Source organism: Pseudomonas sp. RA_15y_Pfl1_P11 (assembly GCF_963970975.1).
In the GTDB taxonomy this organism is placed as follows: domain Bacteria; phylum Pseudomonadota; class Gammaproteobacteria; order Pseudomonadales; family Pseudomonadaceae; genus Aquipseudomonas; species Aquipseudomonas tritici.
Map to the genome: position 1 here is coordinate 16,145 of NZ_CAXAOY010000024.1, position 26,133 is coordinate 42,277.

At 58.8% G+C, this 26,133-nt stretch carries 24 protein-coding genes, 4 pseudogenes and 1 riboswitch; of the genes and pseudogenes, 10 read left to right on the top strand and 18 right to left on the bottom strand.

Annotated features, from left to right (window positions below; all coding sequences use genetic code 11):
- Nucleotides 1–53 precede the first annotated feature (53 nt).
- Nucleotides 54–248, top strand: a riboswitch (cobalamin riboswitch).
- Between the two features lie 115 nt (nucleotides 249–363).
- From AACY44_RS24450 to AACY44_RS24460, 3 genes are read left to right on the top strand one after another with little or no spacing between them, the layout of a single operon-like run.
- On the top strand, nucleotides 364–1,374 hold the full coding sequence (locus AACY44_RS24450; protein WP_339416365.1) for an ABC transporter substrate-binding protein: 1,011 nt from the start codon (nucleotides 364–366) through the stop codon (nucleotides 1,372–1,374).
- Nucleotides 1,375–1,382: 8 nt separating this feature from the next.
- Nucleotides 1,383–2,387 (top strand): FecCD family ABC transporter permease, encoded by a 1,005-nt coding sequence (locus AACY44_RS24455; protein WP_339416751.1) that lies wholly within the window; start codon nucleotides 1,383–1,385, stop codon nucleotides 2,385–2,387.
- Nucleotides 2,384–3,148, top strand: coding sequence for an ABC transporter ATP-binding protein (locus AACY44_RS24460; protein WP_339416367.1), 765 nt, complete (start codon nucleotides 2,384–2,386; stop codon nucleotides 3,146–3,148). The genes AACY44_RS24455 and AACY44_RS24460 overlap by 4 nt, the downstream gene beginning before the upstream one ends.
- 96 nt (nucleotides 3,149–3,244) lie before the next feature.
- Here the strand turns inward: AACY44_RS24460 and AACY44_RS24465 are convergent, their stop codons facing one another.
- From AACY44_RS24465 to tspO, 4 genes are all read right to left on the bottom strand, one after another.
- On the bottom strand, nucleotides 3,245–3,469 hold the full coding sequence (locus AACY44_RS24465; protein WP_065874145.1) for a hypothetical protein: 225 nt from the start codon (nucleotides 3,467–3,469) through the stop codon (nucleotides 3,245–3,247).
- 107 nt (nucleotides 3,470–3,576) lie between these two features.
- Nucleotides 3,577–4,116: a hypothetical protein gene (locus tag AACY44_RS24470; protein WP_339416368.1), complete on the bottom strand. Its 540-nt coding sequence runs from the start codon at nucleotides 4,114–4,116 to the stop codon at nucleotides 3,577–3,579.
- A 34-nt stretch (nucleotides 4,117–4,150) separates the two neighbouring features.
- Nucleotides 4,151–5,095, bottom strand: a complete 945-nt coding sequence (locus AACY44_RS24475) for an alpha/beta hydrolase fold domain-containing protein (protein WP_339416369.1) — start codon at nucleotides 5,093–5,095, stop codon at nucleotides 4,151–4,153.
- A complete protein-coding gene (gene tspO / locus AACY44_RS24480; protein ID WP_339416370.1) occupies nucleotides 5,095–5,535 on the bottom strand; it encodes a tryptophan-rich sensory protein TspO in 441 nt (146 codons plus the stop codon). The genes AACY44_RS24475 and tspO overlap by 1 nt, the downstream gene beginning before the upstream one ends.
- Nucleotides 5,536–5,698: 163 nt before the next feature.
- On the opposite strand from tspO, the gene chrA reads away from it, so the two are divergent.
- A complete protein-coding gene (gene chrA / locus AACY44_RS24485; protein ID WP_339416371.1) occupies nucleotides 5,699–6,913 on the top strand; it encodes a chromate efflux transporter in 1,215 nt (404 codons plus the stop codon).
- Here the strand turns inward: chrA and AACY44_RS24490 are convergent.
- Nucleotides 6,902–7,474 carry a nucleotidyltransferase family protein gene (locus tag AACY44_RS24490; RefSeq protein WP_339416372.1) on the bottom strand — a complete coding sequence of 191 codons (573 nt, stop codon included), beginning with the start codon at nucleotides 7,472–7,474 and terminating at the stop codon, nucleotides 6,902–6,904. The genes chrA and AACY44_RS24490 overlap by 12 nt on opposite strands.
- 50 nt (nucleotides 7,475–7,524) lie before the next feature.
- Between AACY44_RS24490 and AACY44_RS24495 the strand changes: the two genes are divergently transcribed.
- Nucleotides 7,525–7,761 carry a hypothetical protein gene (locus tag AACY44_RS24495; RefSeq protein ID WP_339416373.1) on the top strand — a complete coding sequence of 79 codons (237 nt, stop codon included), beginning with the start codon at nucleotides 7,525–7,527 and terminating at the stop codon, nucleotides 7,759–7,761.
- A gap of 349 nt (nucleotides 7,762–8,110) precedes the next feature.
- A pseudogene (locus AACY44_RS24500) lies at nucleotides 8,111–8,197 on the top strand (DUF6124 family protein); the annotation flags it as partial.
- 3 nt (nucleotides 8,198–8,200) lie between these two features.
- Here AACY44_RS24500 and AACY44_RS24505 read toward each other — a convergent pair.
- On the bottom strand, nucleotides 8,201–8,434 hold the full coding sequence (locus tag AACY44_RS24505) for a hypothetical protein (RefSeq protein WP_339416375.1): 234 nt from the start codon (nucleotides 8,432–8,434) through the stop codon (nucleotides 8,201–8,203).
- A 118-nt stretch (nucleotides 8,435–8,552) separates the two neighbouring features.
- Here AACY44_RS24505 and AACY44_RS24510 point away from each other — a divergent pair.
- Nucleotides 8,553–8,941, top strand: a pseudogene (locus AACY44_RS24510) (FAD-dependent oxidoreductase); the annotation flags it as partial.
- A 39-nt stretch (nucleotides 8,942–8,980) separates the two neighbouring features.
- Here the strand turns inward: AACY44_RS24510 and AACY44_RS24515 are convergent.
- The 6 genes from AACY44_RS24515 to AACY44_RS24540 form a co-directional block, all read right to left on the bottom strand.
- Nucleotides 8,981–9,607, bottom strand: coding sequence for a glutathione S-transferase family protein (locus tag AACY44_RS24515; RefSeq protein ID WP_339416376.1), 627 nt, complete (start codon nucleotides 9,605–9,607; stop codon nucleotides 8,981–8,983).
- Between the two features lie 153 nt (nucleotides 9,608–9,760).
- Complete coding sequence (locus AACY44_RS24520) at nucleotides 9,761–12,349, bottom strand: hypothetical protein (RefSeq protein WP_339531229.1); 2,589 nt, start codon at nucleotides 12,347–12,349, stop codon at nucleotides 9,761–9,763.
- Between the two features lie 39 nt (nucleotides 12,350–12,388).
- Nucleotides 12,389–12,784, bottom strand: coding sequence for an InvB/SpaK family type III secretion system chaperone (locus AACY44_RS24525; protein WP_339437380.1), 396 nt, complete (start codon nucleotides 12,782–12,784; stop codon nucleotides 12,389–12,391).
- Nucleotides 12,785–12,930: 146 nt separating this feature from the next.
- On the bottom strand, nucleotides 12,931–14,988 hold the full coding sequence (locus tag AACY44_RS24530; protein WP_339531231.1) for a methyl-accepting chemotaxis protein: 2,058 nt from the start codon (nucleotides 14,986–14,988) through the stop codon (nucleotides 12,931–12,933).
- A gap of 281 nt (nucleotides 14,989–15,269) precedes the next feature.
- Entirely contained in the window at nucleotides 15,270–15,965 is a 696-nt protein-coding gene (locus AACY44_RS24535) for a tRNA (adenine(22)-N(1))-methyltransferase (RefSeq protein ID WP_339416384.1), read from the bottom strand.
- Entirely contained in the window at nucleotides 15,962–16,681 is a 720-nt protein-coding gene (locus tag AACY44_RS24540; RefSeq protein WP_339416385.1) for a FadR/GntR family transcriptional regulator, read from the bottom strand. The genes AACY44_RS24535 and AACY44_RS24540 overlap by 4 nt, the downstream gene beginning before the upstream one ends.
- Nucleotides 16,682–17,019: 338 nt before the next feature.
- Between AACY44_RS24540 and AACY44_RS24545 the strand changes: the two genes are divergently transcribed.
- Both AACY44_RS24545 and gudD read left to right on the top strand, forming a co-directional pair.
- Nucleotides 17,020–18,375: an MFS transporter gene (locus AACY44_RS24545; protein WP_339427449.1), complete on the top strand. Its 1,356-nt coding sequence runs from the start codon at nucleotides 17,020–17,022 to the stop codon at nucleotides 18,373–18,375.
- 19 nt (nucleotides 18,376–18,394) lie between these two features.
- Nucleotides 18,395–19,720: a glucarate dehydratase gene (gene gudD, locus AACY44_RS24550; RefSeq protein ID WP_339427448.1), complete on the top strand. Its 1,326-nt coding sequence runs from the start codon at nucleotides 18,395–18,397 to the stop codon at nucleotides 19,718–19,720.
- Between the two features lie 85 nt (nucleotides 19,721–19,805).
- Here gudD and AACY44_RS24555 read toward each other — a convergent pair whose 3' ends face one another.
- The 4 genes and pseudogenes from AACY44_RS24555 to msrA all read right to left on the bottom strand — a co-directional run bounded on the left by AACY44_RS24555 (nucleotide 19,806) and on the right by msrA (nucleotide 21,526).
- Nucleotides 19,806–20,174 (bottom strand): addiction module antidote protein, encoded by a 369-nt coding sequence (locus AACY44_RS24555; RefSeq protein ID WP_339416392.1) that lies wholly within the window; start codon nucleotides 20,172–20,174, stop codon nucleotides 19,806–19,808.
- Nucleotide 20,175: 1 nt separating this feature from the next.
- Nucleotides 20,176–20,477, bottom strand: a pseudogene (locus tag AACY44_RS24560) (type II toxin-antitoxin system RelE/ParE family toxin).
- A 138-nt stretch (nucleotides 20,478–20,615) separates the two neighbouring features.
- A pseudogene (locus tag AACY44_RS24565) lies at nucleotides 20,616–21,014 on the bottom strand (ABC transporter substrate-binding protein); the annotation flags it as partial.
- Between the two features lie 5 nt (nucleotides 21,015–21,019).
- Complete coding sequence (gene msrA, locus AACY44_RS24570; RefSeq protein ID WP_339416393.1) at nucleotides 21,020–21,526, bottom strand: peptide-methionine (S)-S-oxide reductase MsrA; 507 nt, start codon at nucleotides 21,524–21,526, stop codon at nucleotides 21,020–21,022.
- 399 nt (nucleotides 21,527–21,925) lie between these two features.
- On the opposite strand from msrA, the gene AACY44_RS24575 reads away from it, so the two are divergent.
- Nucleotides 21,926–23,947, top strand: coding sequence for an FIST N-terminal domain-containing protein (locus AACY44_RS24575; protein ID WP_339427446.1), 2,022 nt, complete (start codon nucleotides 21,926–21,928; stop codon nucleotides 23,945–23,947).
- 91 nt (nucleotides 23,948–24,038) lie between these two features.
- On the opposite strand, the gene AACY44_RS24580 is transcribed toward AACY44_RS24575, so the two are convergent.
- Together AACY44_RS24580 and AACY44_RS24585 are read right to left on the bottom strand one after the other, a co-directional pair.
- Nucleotides 24,039–25,394, bottom strand: coding sequence for a hypothetical protein (locus AACY44_RS24580; protein WP_339416396.1), 1,356 nt, complete (start codon nucleotides 25,392–25,394; stop codon nucleotides 24,039–24,041).
- A gap of 112 nt (nucleotides 25,395–25,506) precedes the next feature.
- On the bottom strand, nucleotides 25,507–26,013 hold the full coding sequence (locus AACY44_RS24585) for a hypothetical protein (RefSeq protein ID WP_339416398.1): 507 nt from the start codon (nucleotides 26,011–26,013) through the stop codon (nucleotides 25,507–25,509).
- Nucleotides 26,014–26,133: the final 120 nt, after the last annotated feature.

Below are 26,133 nucleotides of genomic sequence, written 5' to 3' on the forward strand. Positions count from 1 at the left end.
CTACCACCATCTTCATGCCCCGCGTCTTTGGAGCTCCCGCTGACGCGCCTGATCGACTACCATACCGCGCCGGTTCCCAAACGGGACTAATAGGGAATCCGAAGCGCGCTACACCCGCGCCAATCGGAACTGCCCCCGCAACTGTAGGTGCTGAGCCTGCTCCTTAATGCCACTGGATCACGTCCGGGAAGGCTGGAGCGTGGCGACGACGCATCAGTCAGGAGACCTGCCGGCTTAAGCTCAATCACTAACCGGCGGGGTGTCCGGGAGGACACGCTTGCCTGTCTCCACCACAGTGCTCAAGGGTGTGTTTCCGAACCGTACCTCCCCAGTTCGACGTACGGTTCACTCGGAGATTGCCCCATGCTGCCACGCGTTACCGCCCTGCTCGCCGGCGTCAGCTTCTGTGCCCTGGCCCAAGCCGCACCCACCCACTACCCACTGACCGTGGAAAACTGCGGCAGCCGCCTGACCTTCCAACAGGCTCCCGCGCGCAGCGTGACGATTGGCCAGGCGGCTACCGAGATGCTTTACGCGCTGGGCGTGGGCGATAAAGTGGTTGGCACTTCGTTGTGGTTCAACAGCGTATTGCCGCAGTTCAAGGCGCAAAACGACAGCATCGAGCGCCTGGCCAACAACGAGCCGAGCTTCGAAGCGGTGATCGCCAAGCGCCCGCAACTGGTGGCCGCCGAGCTGGAATGGGTGGTCGGGCCACAAGGCGTGGTCGGCACCCGCGAGCAATTCCATGAGCTGAAGATCCCCACCTACCTGCTGCCCTCCGACTGCGAAGGCAAAGACAACCTGGTGGGCGCCGATGGCACGCGGCTGGAGCCTTTCCGCATCGCGACGATCTACAAAAGCATCAGCCAGTTGGCGCAAATTTTCGACGTACAGGATCGCGGCGAACAATTGAACGACGAACTCAAGGCGCGCCTGGCCAAGTCGGTCGCCACCGTGCAAAGCAAAGGCCTCAAGCACGCCAGCGCGTTGGTGTGGTTCTCCAGTTCCGAGATGGCCAGCGAGCCGTACGTGGCCGGCCACAAAGGCATTCCCGAATTCATGTTACAAACCCTCGGCCTTTCCAACGTGGTGCAGTCCGATGAAGAATGGCCCGCCGTCGGCTGGGAAACCATCGCCAAGGCCAACCCGACCTTTTTGATCATCGCACGCATGGACCGGCGCCGTTACCCGGCTGACGACCATGAAAAGAAACTGGCCTTTTTGCGCAGCGACCCGGTCACGCGCAACATGGACGCGGTGAAAAACAACCGCATCATCATCATCGATGCCATGGCGCTGCAGGCCAGCATTCGTACGTTCGACGGCCTTGAACAACTGGCGGCCGCCATCGACGGCTACGACCTGCACAAATGACTGCCAGCCTGATCCGGACCCTACTGGCCCTGGCCTTGCTACTGATCGCCGTGCTCGCCGGCGTGGCCATCGGTGAAACCGCCATCTCGCCGCACGTCGTGCTCCAGGTACTCGCCAATAAACTGTGGGCGGCCGGCTATGCGCTGGACCCGATCGATGAGGGCGTGGTGTGGAACTACCGCCTCACACGTGCCCTGGTAGCCGCCGCGTGCGGTGCGGGACTTGCGACGTGCGGGGTGATTCTGCAGTCGTTATTGCGTAACCCGTTGGCCGATCCGTACCTGCTGGGCATCAGCGCCGGCGCCTCGACTGGCGCGGTGCTGGTGGCGCTGATGGGCGTGGGTGGCGGGCTGATCTCGTTGTCGGCCGGTGCGTTTGTCGGCGCGGTGGCGGCGTTTGCCTTGGTGATTCTGCTGGCGCGCGCCAGCGGTTCGTCGAGCGGCACCGGCCAGATCATCCTCGCCGGCATTGCCGGATCGCAGCTGTTCAATGCGCTTACCGCGTTCCTGATCACCAAGTCGGCCAGCTCCGAACAGGCGCGCGGCATCATGTTCTGGCTGTTGGGCAACCTCAGCGGCGTGCGCTGGCCGTCGGTGTGGCTGGCGGTGCCGGTGGCGGTTGTGGGCTTGGCCGTGTGCCTGTGGCATCGTCGGGCGCTGGATGCGTTCACCTTTGGCAGTGACTCGGCGGCGTCCCTTGGTATCCCCGTGCGCCGCGTGCAATTTGTGTTGGTGGGCTGCGCGGCACTGGTGACGGCCGTGATGGTGTCGATTGTCGGCGCCATCGGCTTTGTCGGGCTGGTGATCCCCCACGCCGTGCGTCTGTTGCTCGGCACCGGGCACTCACGCTTGCTGCCGGCCAGCGCACTCGGCGGCGCGCTGTTTTTGATTGCAGCGGATGTGCTGTCGCGCACGCTGATCAAGGGCCAGGTGATTCCGGTCGGCGTGGTCACGGCGCTGGTCGGTGCGCCGGTGTTCGCGCTGATCCTCATTGGCCGGAGGAACGCGCGATGACGGTTTTAAGCTGCACGGGGTTGGGCTTCAAGGTGCGTGAGGCTGAGTTATTACGCGATATTCACCTGGACGTGCAGTTGGGTGAAACCTTGGGAATTGTCGGGCCAAACGGTTCCGGTAAATCCACCTTGCTCAAACTGCTGGCAGGCTTGCGCGCGCCGGCATCTGGCGCAGTGTTGTTGGGCGGCCAGCCTTTGGGTGACCTGTCTCGCCGCGCCATCGCGCAGCAACTGGCCGTGGTGGAGCAACAGGCTGACACGGACGATGCCATCCGCGTGTTCGACGCCGTGGCGCTGGGCCGTACGCCGTGGTTGTCGGCGCTGAGCCCGTGGTCCAGCGAAGACGATGCCATCGTGAACCAGGCCTTGCATGACGTCGACGCCACTCACCTGAGCAAACGCGCCTGGCGCAGCCTCTCGGGCGGTGAACGCCAACGCGTGCACATCGCCCGCGCATTGGCGCAACGGCCACAGATACTGCTACTGGATGAGCCGACCAATCATTTGGATATCCAGCATCAGCTGGCGATCTTGAAGGGTGTGCAAGGGCTGCCGGTGACCACATTGATTGCGCTGCATGACCTGAATCAAGCGCTGACCTGTGATCGGCTGGCGGTACTGGATCGTGGACGGCTGGTGGCGCTGGGCGAGCCGATGGAAGTGCTGACGCCGCAGCGCTTGCAGGAGACGTTTGGGGTGCAGGCGCACTACCTGACAGACCCGTTTGATGGCGCGCAGATACTGCGGTTGCGCCCGAACTGAGTAACGCCGGTTACGACAACACCAGAAATCCAATGCTGGCTTCGGCTCTACAGCACAGGAATACAGCCGTGACCGCCTGAATCCGTCGGTTTTCGCTCATACAACCTCAATCTGCGTAATGCCCACCACCTGCGCCTGCTCCAGAATTTCCTCCGGCGTCGCATCCGCAGGGGGCAGGATCAAGCCATTCTCGGCATCGCCAAAATGCAATTGCAGCAAGTGCAACGCCGCCTCATGCACCGGCAACTCGGGCTGCTTGAATTCGAACACATGGGTGCGCAATTCTTCGTTGAAGCGGTAGTTGAGCGTGTATTGGCGCATCGTGGAGTCCTCATGATGAGAGAAGAGCAGCTGATTAACCTGACTCTTTGATCAAGTTTTTAGTTCAATGGATCAGCCTTTCAACGGCCTCAAATCACAGGTACCACTCACTGGCGCAACTCACAGACTGCACTGCCCTTCATCCCCGACGCATGCACGCTCACGTGGCGTACGGTAAACCCTGGTTTCTCGACAAGCTTCTTCTCTTCCCAGACGCCGCCGTTTTCGACTTGATAACCGACAGTGCCATCTGCTTGCCAGGTCAGCCGTAGGGTGTACACGCCGTTATGGTCGGGAGCTCGATGGAAGAAGGTATCGATGATTGGCTTTGCCTTGTTGAAAGTGCGCAGCTGGAATAGCCGCACGTCGCTGTCGGCGGGCGTATAGCTGGACAGGAACAGCGTATCGTCTTGCGCAGCATCCTCGGCGGCCGCAAGAATGACCGAAGGCACCCACTTTGCGCCACGGTCCTGGGTGTCGGTGGCGACCTTGCAGGTCAACTGGCCTTTGCCCGTGACGTCTTGGCGCAAGGCAGTCTCGTAATAGCCGTAGGGCACGTCGAAGCGCAGTGTCTTCTCGGTGACTTGCTCACAGCCGGCCAGCAAATAAAGCGCCGATAACCCGATGAGTCCTTGAAGAACCTTCACGTGCTTTCCTTGGCTTGAATGGGGGAGCGAAAGGTTATCCGGACGAAGGAAGATTGAGTACTCCCCCGCCCATTCTTTGACTGATCCACTGGCGGCTATAGGCAAGTACACCCTGCGCCATCACCACCGGAAAATGGATAAAACCATGGGCCGACTCCGGTAACAGATGCGCCTCAGCCCCGGGCCACTGCTCAGCAATCAACAAGGTGTCATCTTTCAACGGGTCTAACTCCCCGACAAACATCAACGCTGGCGGCAACCCGACGAGGTCGCCATACAGCGGTGACAACGGCGCCTGCCGACGCTCGCCCTCACTCAACCCTGGCGTCAACATGCGCAGCGCTTCGACCATGCCAGGCCCGTCCAGCAACAAGGTTTCGGGCCCCGCGGCGCGCACGCTGGGGGTGCCGGTCAAATCGTAAACGCCGTAGTACAACACCGCCCCGCTTACCCGTTTGAGCAAATCGGGCCACTGTTTCAACGCTAGCAGTGTCGCCGCCGCCAGATGCCCGCCCGCCGATTCGCCGACGACGAACACCGGCAAGTCGGCAAACTCATCCGTGGTCAGCAACCAACGCGCGGCCGCGAGGCAGTCGTCCATCAGCCCTTCGACCGGTGTGTCGACCGCCAGCCGATAATCCACCGACACCACCGCCACGTCGCACGCGTTGACCATGCCCAGATTGAGGTCGTCATCCATCTGCGCATTGCCAATCACCCAGCCGCCACCGTGGATATCCAGTACCACGCCTTTGGGTTTGCCGCTCGGCCGCAGGATGCGCACAGGCACTGAGTCGACCACCTTGCACTCCGCCTCCGGCCCTTTCCTGACCTTTTGGCTGACGCGCAACAGCGCCTGAATCAGACGCGGTGTAACCCGATTGCGGATTTTAAAGCGCGGCATCCACGCGAGCTTTTGATTGAAGCGGCGCATCTCGGCCAGTTCAGGTTCACTGGCGGGCCAGAGCTTGTGGGTCATCAGCGGTTATTCCGCAGGATCGAGAAATTCAACGCCGCCGCGACACACAGCCACGCCAGGTAGGGGAACAGGATCAAGCCGGTGATCAGGTCCAGGCGCACGGCGAGCACTACCATCGCGGCCACGGTGACCCACAGCAACGCGATAATCACCATGCTGGCGAAAATCCGATGCGCGCCGAAGAATACCGGGGTCCACAGCGTGTTAAGCGCAATCTGCGCCGCCCACAACGCCAGCACGATTTCGCTGCCCGGGATCAGGCTCAAGCGGTAGCCGGCCCAGGCCAGCAGCAGATAGATAATCGTCCAGGCCACGGGAAACAGCCAGTTTGGCGGGGTGAAGCTGGGCTTTACGAGGGATTCGTACCAGGCGCCTGGTTTGAAAATGATGCCGGTGCTGGCAGCCGCCGCGCAGGCCAGCAGGAAAATAAAAAAGGTCATCGTCTGTCCTTGCTGTCGTCAGTGTTAGTGATGGGAAGGCTTTCTCCGTGCATCCTTCAATGACTCAAATGCCCGCGCAAAAATTCCATCACGCGTTGCAATTGGCGTAAACAGAGGCCTCTTCTTCACGTCATCAAAATTCGCTAAGGTGGCGCAACACCTCATGAGACCTCGCCCCTTGGCCCACTCCTGTGCTGATCATCCCGACAGCCCCTGGTCGGTATTCCTGATCTTCCTGCGCCTGGGCCTCACCTCGTTCGGCGGCCCGATTGCGCACCTGGGTTATTTTCGCGAGGAGTTCGTCACACGGCGACGCTGGCTGAGCGAGCGCAGTTACGCGGAATTGGTCGCGTTGTGCCAATTCCTTCCTGGCCCGGCCAGCAGCCAGGTCGGCATCGCGCTGGGCCTGTCCCGCGCCGGTTACGCTGGCGCCGCTGCTGCCTGGGCCGGGTTTACACTGCCGTCAGCCATCGCGCTGATTCTGTTCGCCCTGGGCCTTTCCCACTATGGCAGCGCCCTCCCCGACGGCGCGCTGCATGGCCTCAAAGTCGTCGCCGTGGCCGTGGTCGCCCAAGCCGTCTGGGGCATGGCGCGCGCCCTGTGCCAAGGCCTGGCGCGTGTGATGCTGATGCTGATTGCGGCGTGTATGGTGCTGCTGGAACCGTCCACCTGGGCCCAGGTCGGGGTGATTTGCGCCGCAGGCGTGGCCGGTCTGCTGCTGTTCAAACATGAGCCGAGCGCCGAGCCTGACACGCTGCCGGTCGCCATCAGCCGCCGCTCGGGCGCCCTGTGGCTGGGGCTGTTCCTCGTGTTGCTGGCGGGCCTGCCGATGCTGGCCGGCTGGCTGCCCAATCCCACGCTGGCCTTGGTAGATGCCTTTTACCGCACCGGCTCGCTGGTGTTCGGCGGCGGCCATGTGGTGCTGCCGTTGCTGCAAGCCGAAGTGGTGCCACCGCACTGGGTGAACAATGACGTATTCCTCGCGGGCTACGGCGCCACGCAAGCCGTGCCCGGCCCGCTGTTCACCTTTGCCGCGTTCCTTGGCGCCTCGATGAACCATGCCCCGAACGGCTGGATGGGAGGTGTGATCGCCCTGCTGGCGATCTTTGCCCCGTCATTTTTGCTGGTGATGGGTGCACTGCCGTTCTGGGCAACCCTGCGCCGCAGCCCACGCACCCAGGCTGCGCTGGCCGGCGTGAACGCGGCAGTGGTGGGGTTATTGCTGGCGGCGCTGTATCAGCCGGTGTGGACCAGCGCGATCTTCACTGCGCTGGACTTCAGCTTGGCACTGGTCGCGTTGGTGGCGCTGATGTTCTGGAAGCTGCCGCCCTGGTTGGTGGTGGCCGCCAGCGCCGTGCTGGGAGGGTTACTGGGCTGAACCCGGCGCCACAATCTTCAGCCACGGCCAACGCGCTTGATAACGCTTGGCCTTGTGCATGAACAACGCCGGCTCCGCATGCAGCGGGTTGATGCGCAGCACGCCGTGTTCCACGTCATCCAACCCATAGGGCGCGTACACCTCACCCGTCGCGATATCCAAGCCGATGCACGTACCTGCCACCAGGTAACGATCCACGCCCTGCTTGGCCGAGTGCAACTGCGGATAGGGCCGACCAAACCGCTCGCCGTACCAAAGGTGCACCCGCGCCTGGTTCTTCACCTCCACATTCACGCCCAGGTCCTGGAACAGCGCCTCGGCAGAACGAATCACCGCATCTTCCGCCTCGTAGGACACGTCTGTGTCGAAGTAAAAAACGTCGTAGTCTTTCACGCCCTGAGCGGCGGGAAGATTCACTTGATGGTTCCACACTGCCTGGAACAGACAGCCGGCGGTGAGCATGCATTGGTCCACGCCGAGGTCGGGCAGGCGTGCGGTGATTTCGGCGTTGATGGGGTTGGCCATGGCCAGTTGGAGTAGGGTCTCGACCGTCAATGTCATGCTCAATCCTTCGTTGTGAGGCCAGTTCCAGGAGGCAATTCTATAGCGTATTGGATGGCGGTCTGCTCGCCAAAAGCGACAAGACTTACAGCCTCACCGACCCTGGCCGCGCTGCTTACGTGGAACAAGCACCTGGCTTTTGTTACTCACAAGGCTATGAAACCGCCAAAATCGAGGGCATCTCCCCCAACACCGGCGCAATGGGCGCCGCCGTGGATAAATCCTGGATCGTGACGGTGGACATCCGCCAGAAACCCATCGCCGCCAGGGCCAAACCCCAGCGATAGAAAAGCTGGCGCGCAACCCGGAAAACCTCTCCGACGTGCCGAAGACCTGCCACGTGACCGTGGGCCGGGGTGGCCGTCTCTAAGGTTGCCTGGTCGCCGACTTCTCGGGGATCGGGTTTAGTGGCCTGAGTTGGGTATTGAAAGTGCATGAGCTTCATCAGTCAGACATTGCGTCTGAGCTTGATGGTGGCTGTGCGTAGGGCGCCTTCGGGCGCGCCGGCTTTGATATCCACCGGTCTACTAACCTGCGTACAGCTGCCACCTTTTTGTTTAGTCGCGACGAGGTGATGGCCTTAATCTGGATATCGTCATGTCTCAAGCAAAACCTGAGACATCCGCCCTATTCAGCGTCGCCCTGGCTATCCACCAACTGAGCGAACTGGGCGTGTTGCTCACGTCCAAACTCCTTGACCGCGAAGCACCCTACCCCGGCTAATTGTTAGCCCTTCAACTCCCCCGCCCGATTACTCGCCGCGTCGTCGTAGGCCACATACAACGACTCGGCGATTTGGCTCTTGATGGTTTTGGTGGACTCAAGCCCCAACACAAATCCCTCAGCCTTACCGCCGGCGCGGTTGAGTTCTTCATGGGTTGAAGCGCCGGTGATGGCTTCGAGGAGCTTGATGGCGTGAGGGCCTAAGCCTTTGGGAAGGGAGATTTGGTCGATGGACATTGCGGTACCTTTTAAGAATGGGGTCGGTAGCGCGTTAACCACTGCCGGGGGTTGGCATGGTAGACCGGTTGTGAAAGAAAGGGGACGCTTTCGGCCGAAATAGCCATTGGAACATACCAATTACGGTTTCCCCGCGTTGCCCGGCGAGGGCAGTTTGAAGATAGCCACGGCGCAGTACCACACTTCGTCAACGCCCGAGACACTCGACCGCACAGTCTCGCCTGCGCAAGAGCGCGAGATATACGAACAACAGGTGCAGGGCCGTCTCTGCGGGGTGACGGCCAAGGTGGTTAAGTCGGCGGTGTGCGCCTACACCGTGACGCCGGACCACCATTTCATCATCGACCAGCCCCCACGTTGCAGCACACCCTGGTGGTGTCGCCGTGTTCGGGGCATGGCTTCAAGCATTCGGCGGCGCTGGGGGAGGCGTTTGCGCAGTGGTGCATCCGGGGGGCGAGCGAGCTGGATTTATCGTCGTTTTCGTTGAGGCGTTTCGAAGGTCAATAACTGCAAAGAATGGGGGCAAAGCTGCCCCCCTAAGCCACGTTATTTCGCGAACGCGTACTCCCCGCCCTGCTCCACCGCTTTGCGATACGCAGGCCGCGCCTGGAATTTTTCCACCCACGCGGCCAGGTTCGGGTAGGCCTGCAATTTGCCTTGGGCGCCGGCGACTTCACCGATAAAGCTCATCTGGATATCCGCGCCGCTCAATTCATCGCCGACCAGGTAAGGCGTCTGCCCCAGTACATCGTTCAAGTAACCCAAATAATTGGCCACCTCCGATTCGATACGCGGGTGCAACGGCGCGCCTGCGTCGCCGAGGCGGCCGACATAGAGGTTGAGCATCAACGGCAGCATGGCCGAGCCTTCGGCGAAATGCAGCCATTGCACGTAGCTGTCGTAGGTTGCGCTGGCGGGATCAGGTTGCAGACGGCCCTGGCCGTGGCGGCGGATCAAGTAGTCAATGATGGCGGCAGATTCGATCAACACCTGGCCACCGTCTTCGATTACCGGAGATTTGCCCAGTGGGTGGATGGCCTTGAGTTCAGGCGGCGCGAGGTTGGTTTTTGGGTCGCGCTGGTAACGCTTGATTTCGTAGGGCAGGCCGAGTTCTTCGAGCAGCCACAGGATGCGTTGCGAGCGTGAGTTGTTGAGGTGGTGGACGATGATCATTGAATGCTCCGCTGGGCGACAGGGGTGTCTTGCAAACAGACTACGCCAGCGCCCAGGAGTGCAGACAATTAAATTTCTACCGATTGTGGAGGCGTTTGGCTGATTTGAACACTACGTGGCCTGATCTGCCAGCGCAGCAAAAAAAGTAGCACGCTACGCTGTCGTATTGGCCTTGAACAATTCGCTCATGAGGTCCGTCGCCGCGCCGTGTCCGAACACATGGGCAGAATCCTGCTGTGTCGGGGACAGTGTTCCCTTGTTTCTGATGCTTTGTCCCGTGTACACCAGCGTACCTTCGAGCACCTCGACCGCACTGTGATAACCCAACCCCACTAAGAAGGCACTTGCACCCGCGGCACGGGCATAGCGCTGTTCTTGCTGCGCTGACATCAAACCTGGCGACTCCCCGCCCTCTGGACGAATCGGGTGACCGCGCAGTGCTCCCACGTACTGGTCTTTCGCTTTGACACCACGCAACATATCCCAGGTTTGAAGTATCTCGGCCGGAGAAGCCGACATGTGCCCGACAAAGGGTTCGGTGGTTTCTTTGATACGAGGCGTACTGATATCGAAGACTGCCCAGCGATTGGCGGGGATACGTTTGGCTGCATCGATATTCAGCAATTCGTCGGCAACCGAGCCCGTATTGTGTACTCCGGCGCGGAAGGGAATGTGTTTTGGTGACTCAAAGGAGCGGACTTTCCGCTCCGCCCTTTTGTCCGGGCCAACAGCAGTAGAACCGCCCGTGTCCCGCATAGCCTGTACGGATGCCGGGGACGGTATCTGCACGCCATGTGCCTCCAACTGATCATTCAGCGCCGTCATCATCTCCACACTTGCATTGGCAGGGGTGGTGTAAAAACCGCCGATATCACCCATCAGTGCAATCACCACAGCCCTGTCCGTAGCACTTACCTCCACGCCAGCCGGCAAAAGCTCAGGCGCGCTGACTCGTTGTAACGCTGCCAGCAAATCGGCGGTTGTTCCCCCCTCCAATAATCTGCCCTCGCCTAATAAATGAGCACCGAGCGTTTTCTGGTGCTCGGGACTGAGATTCGAGACAACCTTATGCAGTAGCTTGGCAGCAGCCCCCAATTCCTTAATCAGGACGTCTGCGGGGTGATAAAGCACACCTCGGGCGGATGCCGTTTGCTTCAATGCCAACGTTTTAGTTTGCGCACGAGTGGTTAACCCGGCCGGATCGGTATGGGTTATTTTTTGATGGGCGTGATCTTTGACCTGTAGTGCATGGCTGAACGTGGCGGCATCATTGGCGGCTTTCTCCAAAGCGCCGTAGTTCATGAAAATTTTGGTGCCCACCTTGTCGAATCCATCTCGACCTCCAAACGCTTCTTGCAGTTTTTCTCGCGCACTCCCCTGCTTCAGCGCATAGGCGATTTCATCCATTGAGTGCCCGCCATCAATATAGATAAATAACAGGGCTTGAATAGCCAGGTAAGTTTCTATGTCATCAGCACTCGCCTGTGCATGGGCATCTTTGCACGCGCGTAAAGCGCCATGCTCGATCAAAATAGAGCCCGAAGGACCATTGACATAGGTCCCTGTACCTTTTCCAAAAAAGTCTTTTAAATAAGAGCCAGGCTTGAATGCATCCGGATGATTGGGATCTTGCATTTCAAGCCTGTCCGGGCAGCGCGTACTGGCGCTGGCTAATAACTGATTTTTGTAATCGCTTTCGTATTTAATATAATGAGGTTCATTAAGCCGCAAGTCCCTGGGCGTGGCGTCAATGTTCCTCATAATCCCAACATTGAAACTGTCTGCCTGCCTGAACAAGTTACCCTCTTTGGCGTTGAGTTCCACGCGCCCTTTACCAGGCGCCTTGATCGGATCAAACACGCCGTCCCAATGCCCCACTGGAAGTTTCGCTTCGGCCTCGGGCTCATTCTTCAGCGCATAACTCATGTAACGATGTTTGTAGATATCGAATATTGCCTGCTGCGCCGACGGTGTCACCTCCAGCGTTTCGAGGGTTTTCTTGGCACGCGTATAGAAGCCTTGCAACTGATCCAAACCGACAATGGCGGTGTCAAAACTTTCATTGCGCCAGGCAGCTTCATACTTTTCGACTAAGGCGGCAGGGATGAGATGTTGTTTAAGATAATCAACTTGGCGAGTGGAGATATCTGAAAATTTCTGGTACTTCTCTGGGCTACTGAAATAATCTTGCAAGGCGTGCTTAGCGTAATAGCTCTCGAACGCCCGCCTGACCGGATCGTTGACCATGGTAAGCCTCATCGCCCCCTCCACACTGTGAGTGCCTTGGTCGTTGACGAGTTTGGAAAGCTCAGCCATGCGGGCCTCCGGGTCCTTGATATGCTGGAGTCCCGCCAGGATTTTTTGGGTTTCCGTTTGAGTGGGGCCCGTAATCCTGAACCGATTCAACCCCAGACTCAACGCGCCATCCTTGATGGATGCCTTGCCCGGCACGACATTGTCTTGAGAGTATTTTTCAACAATTTCACTGTCAATCACAGCATTGTAGACGGCACCATTTCTGACTTGCGCAACATACGCACCATCATCAAGAAAATGAACCGGCTGTTCTTTGCCTCCGTTTTTCATGGTCAACGTAGGCAGTGTGTTGGAGGAAACCTCAATAGCCTTATTCTTGATGTAATCAAAGTTTTTGACAAATTCCGTCTTTCTCAGGCCATTATCCTCAACCCGCTGCCCCGTAGGCGTCTGCTGCACGGGTGCAGTGCCAGTTTCAATTACCATTATTTATCTCTCATAAAAAAGTGGAGTGCGGGTGAGTATTCAATTGAGTGTGTTATTGATTGATACCATCAGACGGTAAAATCCATCCAATGCTCCCTGCATTTTTTCAGGCGATACAATGCAATCTACCGCTAACAACGCTTTGATTTCGTAGCCCGCTCGTCCCTTGCCAAAGACCGCCTGCCCCGTCACGACCCAGGGCAATGCGTGTTGCAGTAGAACAAGTAACTTCTGTGCATGAACATCAACATTGAAGTGACTGTTCAACCGACTCCACATCCACACCTTGTCATTTTCAACAGTAAAAATAATCGGACTGATCGTTTTGAAGTTAATCTCAATAGACGAATGAAGATCGAAAGCGCCAATGTGCTCCTTGGAAATTCCGATAGTTAGCAGAGTCGCACGCAAAGTACTCGAGATATCAAAGTTCATACCTGTAATCCCGTGAGATCGAAGGGCGTTGTTGTTGGCCGTGTTCCTTGGGGACCTGGATGCTGGCGTCACTTATCGGGTGCGCCAGGGTTCGGACAATAAGTGGTCAGTCGCGACGAAAGGGTTCCGCTCGCCAGCCTCGGCGCTTACGCCAATCGAAACCGTGCAGTGTTGTCACTCAGTGCCTGGCTGCCCTTGCTCAGCGTGTCGGCCGCCTGGTTCACCGCGCGCGCGCCGTCGAGCAGGCGCCCGGCGGCCTGGTCGACCTGCTGGATATTGCCGCTCACTTCATCCGCCGTCGTGGCCTGTTCCTCCACTGCCGTGGCGATTTGCGCCAAGGTGTCGGTAACGTTCTGCACCGCGCCGGCGATCTCGCCCAATCGAACGCCAAGCCCGGTGACCGATTGCGCATCCGTCAGTGCTTGTTCGCAGGCGGCGCCCATCAGGGTAACTGCCTGACTGACCGTCGCGCGCAGGCTGTCCACAGTGTCGGCGATCTGTGCGGTCGAGGCCTGTGTGCGTTGTGACAGACTGCGCACTTCATCAGCGACCACGGCAAACCCCCGGCCCTGCTCGCCGGCGCGGGCGGCTTCGATGGCGGCGTTGAGTGCCAGCAGATTGGTCTGTTCGGCGATGCCCCGAATGGTATCGACCACCGATTGAATCTGCTGGCCCTGCTGGTTGACTTGCTCCAGCGCATTGGCGGTGTCAGTCAGGCGTTGATTGAGCTGCTGGATGCTGGCCGTGGTGCGCTGGCTGTCGCGACTACTGTCCTCGGCAATGCGCCGGGTTTGTTGGGCGCTGCTCGAGGCTTGTTCGCAACTGCGGGCAACGCCCATGGAGGTGGCGGCCAATTGGGTAGCAGCGGCGGCAATCTGGCTGATCTGGTGTTGCTGGTCTTCGACCTCGTTGAGGGTACTGCCCGATTGCGAGTTGAGGGTCTGTACCGCTGAGCCAAGCTGCTGGGTTTCGTGATTGACACCTAACAGACTGGTGCGCAACTGCACCACTGCGACGTTCAAGGCAGCGCTGATCGCGGCGAGCTCGTCGCGCCCCTCAAAGGCCACTTCCACACACAGATTGCCGTCTCGCAAGGATTCGGCCAAGGTGGTGATACCGCTGGCGCTACGCCGGATCGAGGCTTGCAGGCAAATGAACAGATACAACGCTGCCAACGCCAGCAGGCTGAACGTCGCCGCCAACGGGACAAATTGCTGCATGGAACGCGTGTGGTAATAGCTCAAGCGCGCATCCAGCGACGTCAGCGACTGGTTACGCAGTGCGGCCAAACCGTCGAGCATGCCGTCGACACTGGTTTCGAAGGCCGCCGTATCGAGCTTGATGGTGCCGCCGAACACGCCCTCGTCGAGCACTTTGAGTTCGTTGTCCAGCCGTTGCAGGCTGTTGTCGTACTGCGTGGTCCAGGGACCTAGCCCCACGTATTGCTTGGCTCTAAGGGGGGCAGCGGCCTTAACCAACTGGTCCCGTGCATCGCCAATGCGGCTGCGCAGGTCACGCATCTGCAAACGGCTTTGCAGGGTGAACTGCCCCGAGGCGATGGATGACTGACCCACACTGGCCATGCGGCCGATCCGCTCAATCAGGTCAGGCGTTTGCTGGGTGGAAATCTGCATCAACAGGTAGGTTTCCAACCACGGGTCCAGGATCAAGCCGGTATCCTGGGTGATCTGCTCGCGCAGGGTTTGCATCGCGGTCAGGGCCAAGGTGAAGCGGTCGTAGCCGTCCGGCCACCAGCCCACGGTGCGCAGGGATTGGGAATCCATGCCCTTGACTGTGGCCTGTAACGCTTCGAAGCGGGCCAGGATATCGGCGCTGGCGTTCTGGGACTTTAGTGAATCGCCCAACGCTTGCAGGCTTTGCAGGATCACTGGGAAATTCGCATCCACCTTGTCCATCGCCGCCTTCGCCGCCGGCGTCGGAGCGTGCAGTATATCTGCCGCTTTCCACCGCGCGGCCAGGTTGCGCTGGGCCGTCAATTGGTCATCCAACGCGTCCAAGGCGATTAATTGCCGAACGCCGGACTGCTCGCTCGATATCACGGTTAATTTGTCGCGATAGTCCGAGCCAATCGTCCATAGGCTACCCGCCAGGGGCAGCATGAACAGCAAGAACAGGATCTGGAACTTGCGCGCAAAGCCGAAACGACCCAGCAGGCGGATACCCGGTGATAAAAGGCTGTGCATGTCCGACCACTCTCCAAAAACGACCCACGCGGTGCACCGCTGGGTGAAGCCTTGAAATGACTAACGGCAAAATGCCATGTCATTGATTGAGAAGCCACAAGCAAAAAATGGGCCGATGAAGGAACGCCCCGAAATAGGCGGGCTCGCACCAAATAAACAACGAGAAACGCACGAAAATGGGGCAGAAACACTCACCCCCAGAGCGCCCCTGTAACTAATGGCGCAAACACCCGGCACAACCCCCATCCCTGTGGGGGCTGGAGAATTTGAATGAACGTGTGTCAAGCCAGTAGCGCGGCAATCCACCTGGCCTGCTGGGAAATCTCCTGCCGCGTCTCTTCAGGCACCGCCTGCCGCGCGCGCTCCAGGCTGGCCAGAGTCTTTTGCTTTTGATGCAACATGCGCTGCCACTTGGCCAGGAACGCAGGACTGCGCGCCTGCATCTGCAGCGGGCCGAAGTACAGCTGTTCGGCGCTATAAGCCACCGGCCCAGCGCGCTCGGCGACGATGATTTCGTAGTAGAAGCGGTTCTCCCACAGCAGTTCTTCACTGAGAATGGAATAACCGTTATCCATCAGCCATTGGCGCACGGGTTGCTCGCCGCCGTTGGGTTGCAGGATCAGCCGTTCCTGGCCACTCAAGTAAGACTTGCCGTTTTCGAGAATGTCGCGAATCGTCTCGCCACCCATGCCGCAAACGCTGATCGCGGTGATGCCGTCACGGGGTTCGATGGCGGCCAAGCCATCGGCCAGGCGCACCGTAATCTGCTGCTCCAGGCCATTGGAGCGTACGGTGCGCTGCGCCGCATGGAATGGCGTAGCAGCCACCTCCCCCGCTACCGCCGCCACGATCAAACCACGGCGCATCAAGGCCACCGGCAAATAGCCGTGGTCGGAGCCAATATCCGCCAGGCGCGCGCCAGTCGGTACGTTCGCCCCCACGCGCTCCAGGCGCATGGATAAAGTGTGTTCGTTCAACGGCCCTGCTCCCCCGAAAAACGGTCCCGGCTGTTGGTCAGGTGCAGCACCATGGCGGCGCGTGAGGCGTCAGGGTCCTGGCGTTTGATCGCGTTGAAGATCGCCTCGTGCTCCAGGTTCGCCAGTTGCCCCAATTGGGCAAAGTCGGCGCCGCCACGCTCGTCACCCTTGAGCTGGGTGCGCGGAATCATCGCGCTCCCCAGGTGCAGCATGATCTCGGTAAAAAACGTGTTGCCGGTGGCCTCGGCGATCAGTTGGTGAAAGCGTTTGTCTTCTTCCACACAAGTGTCGTTGTTGGCCAGGGACGCCTGGTAATCGTCGAGCGCCTGGCGCATGTGGGCCAGTTGAACGTCGGTTCGACGCACCGCTGCCAGCGCTACGGCCTGTACCTCCAGGCCCAGACGCAACTCGAGCATATTGCGCACGCTGGCCACCGTGTCCACATGCAGGCGCAAACCCTGCTGGGCGTGCAGCGCCAATACAAAGGTGCCGATGCCGTGACGGGTTTCCACCAGGCCAGACGCCTGCAGTTTCGAGAGCGCTTCGCGCACGACGGTTCGGCTCACGCCATGCTCAAGCACGATGGTGGATTCCGATGGCAATTTCTCACCGGGCTTCAACTGGCCAAGCAGGATGCGCTGGGTCAGCGCATCGACCACGCCTTGGGCAAGGTTGGTGGAGCGTCTGCGCAGGGGGGTTCCACTTTCAATGGGCATTGCTACAAGTCCACGGGGCTGAGCTGGAGGGAGCTTAACACCCCGCCCGGCGACGGGCCCGGCTTGATTAAAAAAACCATCAACTTGTATGACAACCAATCATACCGCTCACGTTTTTCACTCGAACCATTGCGACTCTCCCAAACAATCAGACCATTCAAAACCTGCATAAAACCAAGTGAAACCTATAACAAAAACCAAAAAACCTGATCTACACAGGGCGTTATAAGCACAAAAACACGCACCACTGCATTGCGATCTCACGAAACCTACTTGTATGATGTCTATCAACAAAACACGCAAACCCGCATAAAAATAATCAGGGGGAGTTTTGAATTGTGAACAATTCAAGCCATGCATCTGCCGCACCAGAAAGCGATTCGGTCCTCGCACGCGCCGTGAGCAAAGTGAAGGGCCATGTGCTCCCACTGTTCGTGATCATGTTCATCCTCAACTACATCGACCGGGTCAATATCGGCTTTGTGCGCACGCACATGGAGCATGACCTGGGCATTGGCGCCGCCGCCTATGGATTCGGCGCCGGACTGTTCTTCATCGGCTACGCCCTGTTCGAAGTGCCCTCCAATATGCTGCTGCAGAAGGTCGGGGCGCGAATCTGGCTGACCCGCATCATGTTCACCTGGGGCATCGTCGCGACGATGATGGCGTTCATCCAGAACGAAACCCACTTCTACATCCTGCGCTTCCTGCTGGGCGTGGCCGAAGCCGGCTTCTTCCCTGGGGTGATCTACTACTTCACCCGCTGGCTGCCCGGCGTGGAGCGTGGTAAAGCCATCGCGATTTTCCTCAGCGGCTCGGCGGTCGCCTCACTGATTTCCGGTCCTCTCTCAGGCGCACTGTTGCAGATCGAAGGGTTTGGCTTCCACGGCTGGCAGTGGATGTTTGCCATTGAAGGCCTGGCCTCGGTGGCGCTGGGGTTCTTTGTGTGGTTCTGGCTGGACTCCAAACCCCACGACGCCAAATGGATGACCCGCGAAGAACAAGACGCATTGGTCAATGCCATCGACCAGGAACAGCTCGAACGTGAAGCCCTCACCACCGTCAAACCGACCCTCGGCACGTTGCTGAAAGACCGCCAGATCCTGCTGTTTTGCGCGCTGTATTTCTGCATCCAACTGACGATCTACGCGGCGACATTCTGGCTGCCGAGCATCATCAAAAAGATGGGCGACTTGAGTGATATACAGGTCGGCCTCTTCAACTCGATTCCATGGCTGATCTCGATCATCGCCATGTACACCTTCGCCTCGCTGTCGGGCAAGTTCAAGTTCCAGCAGGCCTGGGTGGCGGCGGCGCTGTTGATTGCCGCCGCAGGCATGTTCATGTCCACCATCGGCGGGCCGATCTTTGCCTTTGTGGCGATCTGCTTTGCGGCCATCGGCTTCAAGTCGGCGTCGTCGCTGTTCTGGCCGATTCCCCAGGGTTACCTGGATGCGCGCATTGCCGCCGCGGTGATCGCGCTGATCAACTCGATCGGTAACCTGGGCGGTTTCGTTGCACCGACCACCTTTGGCTTTCTGGAACAGACCACCGGTTCGATCCAGGGCGGCCTCTATGGCCTGGCCGGCACCTCGGTGCTCGCTGCGATCCTGGTGTTTTTTGCCAAGACGTCGCCCTCCGCCGTGCTGGCGCCAACTGTGCCTACGGGCGCCGCCCTCAGCAAACCTCTTTGAGCCCATTTAGGAACTTGCCATGAACACTCCCGTCGTTACCCACTTCCAGGTCATCCCCGTCGCCGGCCACGACAGCATGCTGCTCAACCTCAGCGGCGCCCATGGGCCTTACTTCACGCGCAATATCGTCATTCTCAAAGACAGCGCCGGCAATACCGGCGTGGGCGAAGTACCCGGTGGCGAGCGCATCCGCGAGACCCTGGAAGACGCCCGCAGCCTGGTGATCGGCCAGCCCATTGGTCAGTACCAGCGCGTGCTCAACCAGATGCGCAGCACCTTTGCTTGCCGCGACGCGGCCGGGCGCGGCCTGCAGACGTTTGACCTGCGCATTACGATCCACGCCGTCACCGCCATGGAAGCCGCGCTGCTCGACCTGCTGGGTCAATTCCTCGATGTCCCGGTGGCCGCCTTGCTCGGCGAAGGGCAGCAGCGCGATGCCGTGAAGATGCTCGGTTACCTGTTCTACGTCGGCGACCGCAGCGCTACCAACCTCGCTTACCGCGACGAGGCCGACAGCGACGATGAATGGTTCCGCCTGCGCCACGAAAAAGCCCTGACGGCCGACGCCGTGGTGCGCCTCGCTGAGGCTGCCAAAGCCAAATACGGCTTCAACGACTTCAAGCTCAAAGGCGGCGTGCTCAGTGGCGATGCCGAAATCGAAGCCGTCACGGCCTTGGCCGAACGTTTCCCGGATGCCCGCATCACCCTAGACCCGAATGGCGCCTGGTCATTGAAAGAAGCCATCCGCCTGTGCCGAGACCAGCACCACGTACTGGCCTATGCCGAAGACCCCTGCGGTGCCGAAAACGGCTACTCAGGCCGCGAAGTCATGGCCGAATTCCGCCGCGCCACGGGGCTGAAAACCGCCACTAACATGATCGCCACCGACTGGCGCGAAATGGGCCACGCCATCCAGCTGCAATCCGTCGATATTCCTCTTGCCGACCCACACTTCTGGACGATGCAGGGCTCGGTGCGCGTCGCACAGATGTGCCATGAATGGGGCCTGACTTGGGGCTCGCACTCCAACAACCACTTCGATATTTCCCTGGCGATGTTCACCCAGGTAGCCGCCGCCGCGCCGGGCGACATTACCGCCATCGACACCCATTGGATCTGGCAGGACGGTCAACGCCTGACCAAGGCGCCACTGAAAATCGAAGGCGGCTACGTGAAAGTGCCGAGCAAGCCAGGCCTGGGTGTAGAGATCGATATGAACGCCGTGGCCAAGGCCCATGAAGTGTACAAAGGCATGGGCCTCGGGGCGCGGGATGACAGCGTGGCGATGCAATTCCTGATTCCGGGATGGCGCTTCAACAACAAGCAGCCGTGCCTGGTGCGGTAAGGCCAAAAACACGCAAATAAATATGGGAGCTGGCTTGCCTGCTCCCAGACTCGAACTGCTTCGTGCTGAAGTGCGCGTTTTCGTATTAAGGTTTGCGGACGACTGCCGGTGTTTTTTGGATCGCAATCGGCTGCACAGTCAGCTCAACCCCTAACGCCATCATCAGCTTCTGGATCGTCTCATAGCGCGTTTTTGATCCGCCTTTCAGCGTTTTGTAAAGACTCTCGCGATTAACCCCCGCCGCCTCGGCCACCTTGTTCACGCCCTGGGCTTTGGTGACCTCCGCAAGTGCCTTCATCAGTACCTGTGGGTCTTGAGACCTCATGCTTTGCGCCAGATACGCACTGATGGTGTCCGGGCTGTCGAGGAAGCGCGAAGCTTCATAGACGCGGGTACCGGACGTATCAAGATCGAGGATCGGCATATCCTCGGGTTTGAATTTCGATTCGCTCATTTCATCTACCTCTCAGGGCATCAAGAATCTCTTTCGCCCGCTTGATTCCTCTCTTCTGGTCGGTTTACCGCTTCCCCACAGCATCAGGTAAGCGGTGATACCCGTACGCACGAAATAAATCCTGTAACCGGGCCCGACAAACACACGCATTTCACTCAAGCCGTCGCCTACCGATTCACAATCTCCAAAATTGTTTTCTCCAGCTCGGTCCAGGCGGGTCAGCACCGCCGCTTTCCCCCAAATATCCCTCATACCGTCGAGCCATGTATCAAACTCCGGCGTCCTGCCGACTAAATTGGTCACAGCATCACGCGTAGCCTACTGGCTACTCCTTGCCGATGCCAGTGGAATTTTGTTTCCGGTGAGCTCCGGAAGAAAAATCCTAGTCCAGCACCTGAACAAACATCCGGTGGATACTATGAGCGCACATTTCCTCTGCGTTTAAAGCACCCGATCAAACAACGGCGCCACGTCATACCGCTGCTTCAACATCTGCGCATCCACCAGGAAATCCGGCGTGGCCTGGGCCTCGCTGACAATCGTTGGCGAGATCGGCAGCACTTTGATCGCATCGCGCTTGAACCACACTTTGGCGATTTCCGGCGCCGATTGGTTGGCCTTGCACCACGCCTCGGCGTACTCATCGACGTGCATGCTGCTCCACGCCCGAGCACGGGTGAGGCGCGCAATGAAGTCTGCGATGATCGCGCTTTTTTGCGCCAGGGCCGGCTCGTACGCCACGATATAGGTCGGCGCGCTCATCAGGCCCATGGCGTTGCGGATCAAGGTACTGCCCTCTTTTTCCTGCAGCGACACGTAGGGTTCCCAGGTACCGAAGGCCATCATCACGCACGCTTCGGCAGCTTCCAGTTCGGACGCACGAAGTGGCAGGTATACCCATTCGGTATCCGCTCCAGATAATCCTGATGTTCAAGCTCCGCCTCCCAAAATGGCCCCGCCGGCTCAATTTCAGTTACCACACGCCCCGGCCATAACTTAGAAGCATCAACGTCTGCTGCTGTATCTTCGGCAATGCCCCTCTGCGCTTCGCTGAGGTAATAAATTGCCGAACGATAGCTGGGCCCAAGGTCATTCCCCTGCCGATTAGGCGTGCTCGGGTCATGTATCTGGAAAAAGAACTCGAGAATCTTCCGATACGTAATCACAGCCGGGTCAAAAACGATCTCAATCGCTTCGGCATGGTTACCGTGGTTGCGATAAGTAGCATTCGGCACATCGCCGCCGGTGTAGCCGACGCGCGTATGTAGCACGCCGGGATAGCGTCGGAGCAGGTCTTGCATGCCCCAGAAGCAGCCGCCGGCGAGGATGGCGGTTTCGGTTTGGTTGGTCATGGTCTGCCCCTTAAGCTCAATGGATACAGGGGTAGTTATGGGGTTGTGTTGGCCAATACCAAGGTTGAGCGGCAGATTATCCCGGTTTTAAAACCACTGCTCTCGAAGGTCACGCACTATTGGCAGGCCCAGCGGCTTCACATACTTCTCACTGAGATCAGTGTCGGGTGGATCGGTACGACGCATCTCTCACGTGCGTCACCCACTCATCAAGATCTACAGGGCTAGTCATAGGCTTCCAGGCAAGGCCCCTGCCGTAGCTCACGCGCATCCCGCGCAGGCCAAATGCGGCCATCTGTCGCATCCCGCCAACCTCCCCTCCTGCCCTCCCCCCTCCCGCCGATAACCTTATTAACCGCATGCCAATACCCTGCGCCCCCTCCCGATTGAGCCCCCACCATGAACCCACTCGCCCTTCTCAAAAAAGCCCGGCCCGACCGTCAAGGCACCACCACGCTCACCTGCACCGCCAACGAACTGGAGCCGTCTTTAGCCACCCTGCGCATCAGCCCGACGCTTATCACCGGCTTCATCTCCCCGCATCTGGACATCGACCAAATAGCCGCCAAGCTCAAGCGGCGCTTTCCCCAAAGCACCATCAGCCTGTGCACCACTGCCGGCGAGTTGTGCAACGCAGCCAAGACGCTTTACTGCGCCACTGGCGAACGCTGGGACCGGATTGTGCTGCAGTTGTTCGACGACAGCGTGATCGCTGCCGCCGAGGTGGTGATGGTGCCGTTGGAGTGTGAGGACATTCGCAGTGGCGGCAAGCGCCTGGGGATGCAGGAGCGGATTGCCAAGCTGGTAAGCAATATCAAAGGGGTGCAGGTGCATACGCAGATCGATCATCGCGATACGTTGGCCTATGTCGTGTTTGACGGGTTGTCGGCGTCGGAGTCGTTTTTCATGGAGGCGCTGTATGAGTCCGGGCGTTTTCCGTGTTTATTCGTGGGCGGGTCGGCCGGGGGCAAGTCGGACTTCCAGAAGACGCTGATTCACGACGGCCAGCGCAGTTATCAGAACCATGCGCAGATTGTGTTCCTGAAGACGGCAGCCCAAGTGCGCTTTGGCGTGTTCAAGAGCCAGAATTTCAAGCCGGCGGATTTGACCTTCAGTGTGCTGACCGCGTCGGTAGAGGACCGCACGATTGACCAGGTGATCGACAGCAGCGGCAACATCAAGAGCATGGTGCAAGCGCTGTGCGATGCGTTCAACTGCACGCCCCAGGCGCTGGAATCGAAGCTGGCGGACTACTCGTTTGCCATCCGCGTGGGCAGTGAGTTATTCGTGCGCTCCATCGCGCGTATCGACTATGAGCAGCAGATCGTGCAGCTGTTTTGCGACGTGGCACCCGGTGAAGAGTTGGTGATGGTGCGGCGTACGCCGTTGCGTGAGGCAACGCGTTTGGACTACGAGCAATTTTTGCGCGGCAAGGGTGGCCAGCCGGTGGCGGGTATTCTAAATGACTGCATTTTGCGCCGGCTGAACAACGGCGCCGAACTGGGCAGCATGGCCGGCACGTTTGGGGATGTGCCGCTGGCGGGGTTTTCGACCTTTGGTGAAATCCTGGGGCTGAACCTGAACCAGACGCTGACCGCGATTTTCTTCTTTCGGGTGGCCAAAGGCGTCAGTTTCAATGACGAGTACGTCGACAATTTCATCGCCCATTATGGCGAGTTCAAGGCGTTTTTCCTGCGCCGGCAGGTGAAGAAACTGGCGGGCTTGAACCATGTGGTGGTCAAGCAAATTAACGCGTTCAAGAACAAAGACTTCACCGACACCCTGAATACCCGTGGGCTGGACCGCAATATCCTGCCGGTGTTCGAAGGCCTGGCAGACTTGGGCCAAGTGTTGGCGCAAGCCGAGCGGCAGCAGGAGGACATTGCTTCGCAGCTCAAGCATTACTCGGGTGAGTTGCATGCGTCGATGGATGATCTGGTGGGCACCATTGACCGGCAGAACAGCGTGTCTGCCCAGGCTGGAGCGACGGTGGAGGGGCTGTCGAGCCAGGCAGATGTCGCAGTGGAAGGTGCACGCACCCTGGCGGGTTCAAGTTTGCGTATCCAGTCGATTGTGCAAGTGATCCAGCAAATCGCCGGGCAGACCAACCTGCTGGCGCTCAACGCCGCCATCGAGGCGGCGCGCGCGGGCGACCTCGGCCGGGGCTTTGCAGTGGTGGCGGACGAAGTGCGCAAACTGGCAGAGATCACGCGTAAGAATGCGGCGGAGATTGGTGTGGATATCGACCTGCTGTCGAGCGAGATCCAGCGTGTTGCCCAGCAGATTGAGGACCAGTCCACCGGGGTGGGCGCGCTGCGCGAAATGCTCGACGCACTGGAGGCGTCAAGCCGTGCGACTGAGGGGACAGCGCAACGCACGAAGACCCTTGCGGATACGTTGACGGGGCTTACGCACGCGTAGGCCTTAAGCGGAAGGCGCGGGGGTCTGAGTCGGCTGGGCTGCAATGCGCATCAGCAAAATGCGCTTGCAGTGGCTGGTGGACAGTGGCGCTTCAGGGTTTGAAGTTTTTCATCAGTTTGAACAGATGGCCGGGCCAGATCCAACGTGTTGTTGGCTGCTCGCGGGTGTCTGCCAGGGCGTCGAGCAAGGTGTTGTTGGGCGCTTCGCCAGCAGGAATATTCAAGGGCGAGCGCTGTTGCACTTGATCGCTTAGAGGATCAGTGGGCTTGTACAGCCTACCGGTGGACTTATCCATCAAATAGCCAGCGGTCTTGCCGTGTTCGGTGAGGTGCCAGACACCATTCACGGTTTCGGTAAGTGCCTTGAAGGGCGCGAGCCTTATGTTCTTGTCCGTGGTTTGAACGACATGGTCCTCGCGCTTGGCTCTTTTGAAGGTGGCGAACTCGCTGCCCAGTGGAGGTTGATCAGCGCCTTCACTGGAGAATTTTTTTACCATCCGCTCCAGGAAGGGTATGCCCCCAATATTGGAGAACGTTCCCTGGCTCGGACTCAGGATGTATCGTAAAAAGCCCTGGTCGAGACGGGTGCTGTTGATCGCCGAGCCCTCCAGGATTCTTGACGCGTTTGCGGCGTCCTCTGGCTTGTAGTCGAACGTCACCTGGAACCCGTCCCAGTCATAGCGAACGTTGCTCCCCCCAAGTTGAAGGCCGTCACTGTAATGACGGTAGGTGCCGAGTTCTATGGCCACTCGATCTACGAAATACAGGTCCGCACCTTCCGCTTTTGCATAGGCGTACATATCCGAGATCAAGGCACGGTCATCACGGTTGAGGAAATCGGCGTGGTTTTGAGTGCCGTTGTAGACAGTGGCCGGTGGCTTGGCAACGGGGGGTTCATTGCCGTTGTACAAGCGCGAAATCATGAGGTCGCGGCCGTTAACGGAAGCTGGGGCCGACTGGGTGGCGACCTTGGGCGCCGTTGATGCCAGCGCTTCCCACGCTGCACGTCGTTCATTGACGGTGAAGGAGCCACCGTCATCCCCGACAATCAGGCTGAGCTGATTGCGCGCGAGTTCTTTAAACGGGTTGCTGTCCGTACCGTTGACGAAACCAGTGGCGTGCCGCGCCCGTGCCAGGAGCTCCGGGTTTTCGGTGCTGGGGGTTTCCGTATCGTGCTGGGCTTTATTGGCGAGGTAATGGTCACCCGTAATCGAATGGAGTGGGTTGGCGCTCATCTGGCCGGCCCGGGTTTCAGCCCGTGTTGCGGCTTCGCTCAGCTGACGAGCCAGGATTGAGACGGTGCTGCTAGTAACGTCACGGATCGTAGCTGACGCCACAGCCGTCTGATCGTTAGCGTGTGGAACCGTAGACAACGGAACGGCACTGACGGAACTACTTGTTGTCATGCGCCCGTAGGATGCGGATGCCTGAGGTTGAACAGTGATCATGGATGTTCTCCCAGCCCAGGAGCAAACCGAAGCTACCCGGCATTAGATATACGTTGGTTATCTATTTAAAAATAAACTCGAAGCAACTTAATCCCCAGCAGCTTCCACTGAGTTAGTACCTGTATTTAAATACCACTGAGTCTGCACCCGCAGGCCGAGTATAGCGGGGCGTCCCCCCGTATACATCATGATAGATTCTGACACGCGAGCCATTACCGAACGACTGAACATTGAAGTCCGACAGTGTTCCGGAAGAGTTTGGAAGAATTTTCCTGCAGTCCTCTTGAGAACTGAAGGGGCGCGAGTAGCACAACTTCACATCCTCCATGATACTTTCAGGATAGTAAGTCGTATTCCATTGCACTTCCACTAACTGTTTGGGGTCAACGAGAGTCCCCGGTGGAAAATCAGAGCTCACAATACTGAAACTTGCGAACCCTACACCGGGACTGGTATCGGAATTAGATAACACGAGCACGGGGCCGGGCGCCTCAGACTTAGGAATAGACCTTTCCTGCGCCTGCACGACTTCGTTAATGAAAATCACCAAAGCAGCAACCAATGCGAGCAGATATTTGCTTGGGCCTGAACTACGAACAAACACAATCAAGCTTTTCATAATTATCACCATAGAGTCAGGAGTTAACACGTAAGGTTCAAATCAATCCAACTGTAAGATTCACACCCGCACCATTGCACGATTAATTAACCGAATAAAGCCACCCACTTCCTAAAATAA

Excerpts from the sequence above, each read along its gene's own strand:
- AACY44_RS24450 (WP_339416365.1), top strand. The coding sequence starts at position 364 with ATGCTGCCACGCGTTACCGCCCTGCTCGCCGGCGTCAGCTTCTGTGCC.
- chrA (WP_339416371.1), top strand. The coding sequence starts at position 5,699 with ATGAGACCTCGCCCCTTGGCCCACTCCTGTGCTGATCATCCCGACAGC.
- msrA (WP_339416393.1), bottom strand. The coding sequence starts at position 21,526 with ATGACCAACCAAACCGAAACCGCCATCCTCGCCGGCGGCTGCTTCTGG.
- AACY44_RS24530 (WP_339531231.1), bottom strand. The coding sequence starts at position 14,988 with ATGCACAGCCTTTTATCACCGGGTATCCGCCTGCTGGGTCGTTTCGGC.
- AACY44_RS24585 (WP_339416398.1), bottom strand. The coding sequence starts at position 26,013 with ATGAAAAGCTTGATTGTGTTTGTTCGTAGTTCAGGCCCAAGCAAATAT.
- AACY44_RS24490 (WP_339416372.1), bottom strand. The coding sequence starts at position 7,474 with ATGACATTGACGGTCGAGACCCTACTCCAACTGGCCATGGCCAACCCC.
- AACY44_RS24580 (WP_339416396.1), bottom strand. The coding sequence starts at position 25,394 with ATGATCACTGTTCAACCTCAGGCATCCGCATCCTACGGGCGCATGACA.
- AACY44_RS24460 (WP_339416367.1), top strand. The coding sequence starts at position 2,384 with ATGACGGTTTTAAGCTGCACGGGGTTGGGCTTCAAGGTGCGTGAGGCT.
- AACY44_RS24505 (WP_339416375.1), bottom strand. The coding sequence starts at position 8,434 with ATGTCCATCGACCAAATCTCCCTTCCCAAAGGCTTAGGCCCTCACGCC.
- AACY44_RS24465 (WP_065874145.1), bottom strand. The coding sequence starts at position 3,469 with ATGCGCCAATACACGCTCAACTACCGCTTCAACGAAGAATTGCGCACC.
- AACY44_RS24540 (WP_339416385.1), bottom strand. The coding sequence starts at position 16,681 with ATGCCCATTGAAAGTGGAACCCCCCTGCGCAGACGCTCCACCAACCTT.
- AACY44_RS24525 (WP_339437380.1), bottom strand. The coding sequence starts at position 12,784 with ATGAACTTTGATATCTCGAGTACTTTGCGTGCGACTCTGCTAACTATC.
- AACY44_RS24515 (WP_339416376.1), bottom strand. The coding sequence starts at position 9,607 with ATGATCATCGTCCACCACCTCAACAACTCACGCTCGCAACGCATCCTG.
- AACY44_RS24555 (WP_339416392.1), bottom strand. The coding sequence starts at position 20,174 with ATGAGCGAATCGAAATTCAAACCCGAGGATATGCCGATCCTCGATCTT.
- AACY44_RS24475 (WP_339416369.1), bottom strand. The coding sequence starts at position 5,095 with ATGACCCACAAGCTCTGGCCCGCCAGTGAACCTGAACTGGCCGAGATG.
- tspO (WP_339416370.1), bottom strand. The coding sequence starts at position 5,535 with ATGACCTTTTTTATTTTCCTGCTGGCCTGCGCGGCGGCTGCCAGCACC.
- gudD (WP_339427448.1), top strand. The coding sequence starts at position 18,395 with ATGAACACTCCCGTCGTTACCCACTTCCAGGTCATCCCCGTCGCCGGC.
- AACY44_RS24575 (WP_339427446.1), top strand. The coding sequence starts at position 21,926 with ATGAACCCACTCGCCCTTCTCAAAAAAGCCCGGCCCGACCGTCAAGGC.
- AACY44_RS24520 (WP_339531229.1), bottom strand. The coding sequence starts at position 12,349 with ATGGTAATTGAAACTGGCACTGCACCCGTGCAGCAGACGCCTACGGGG.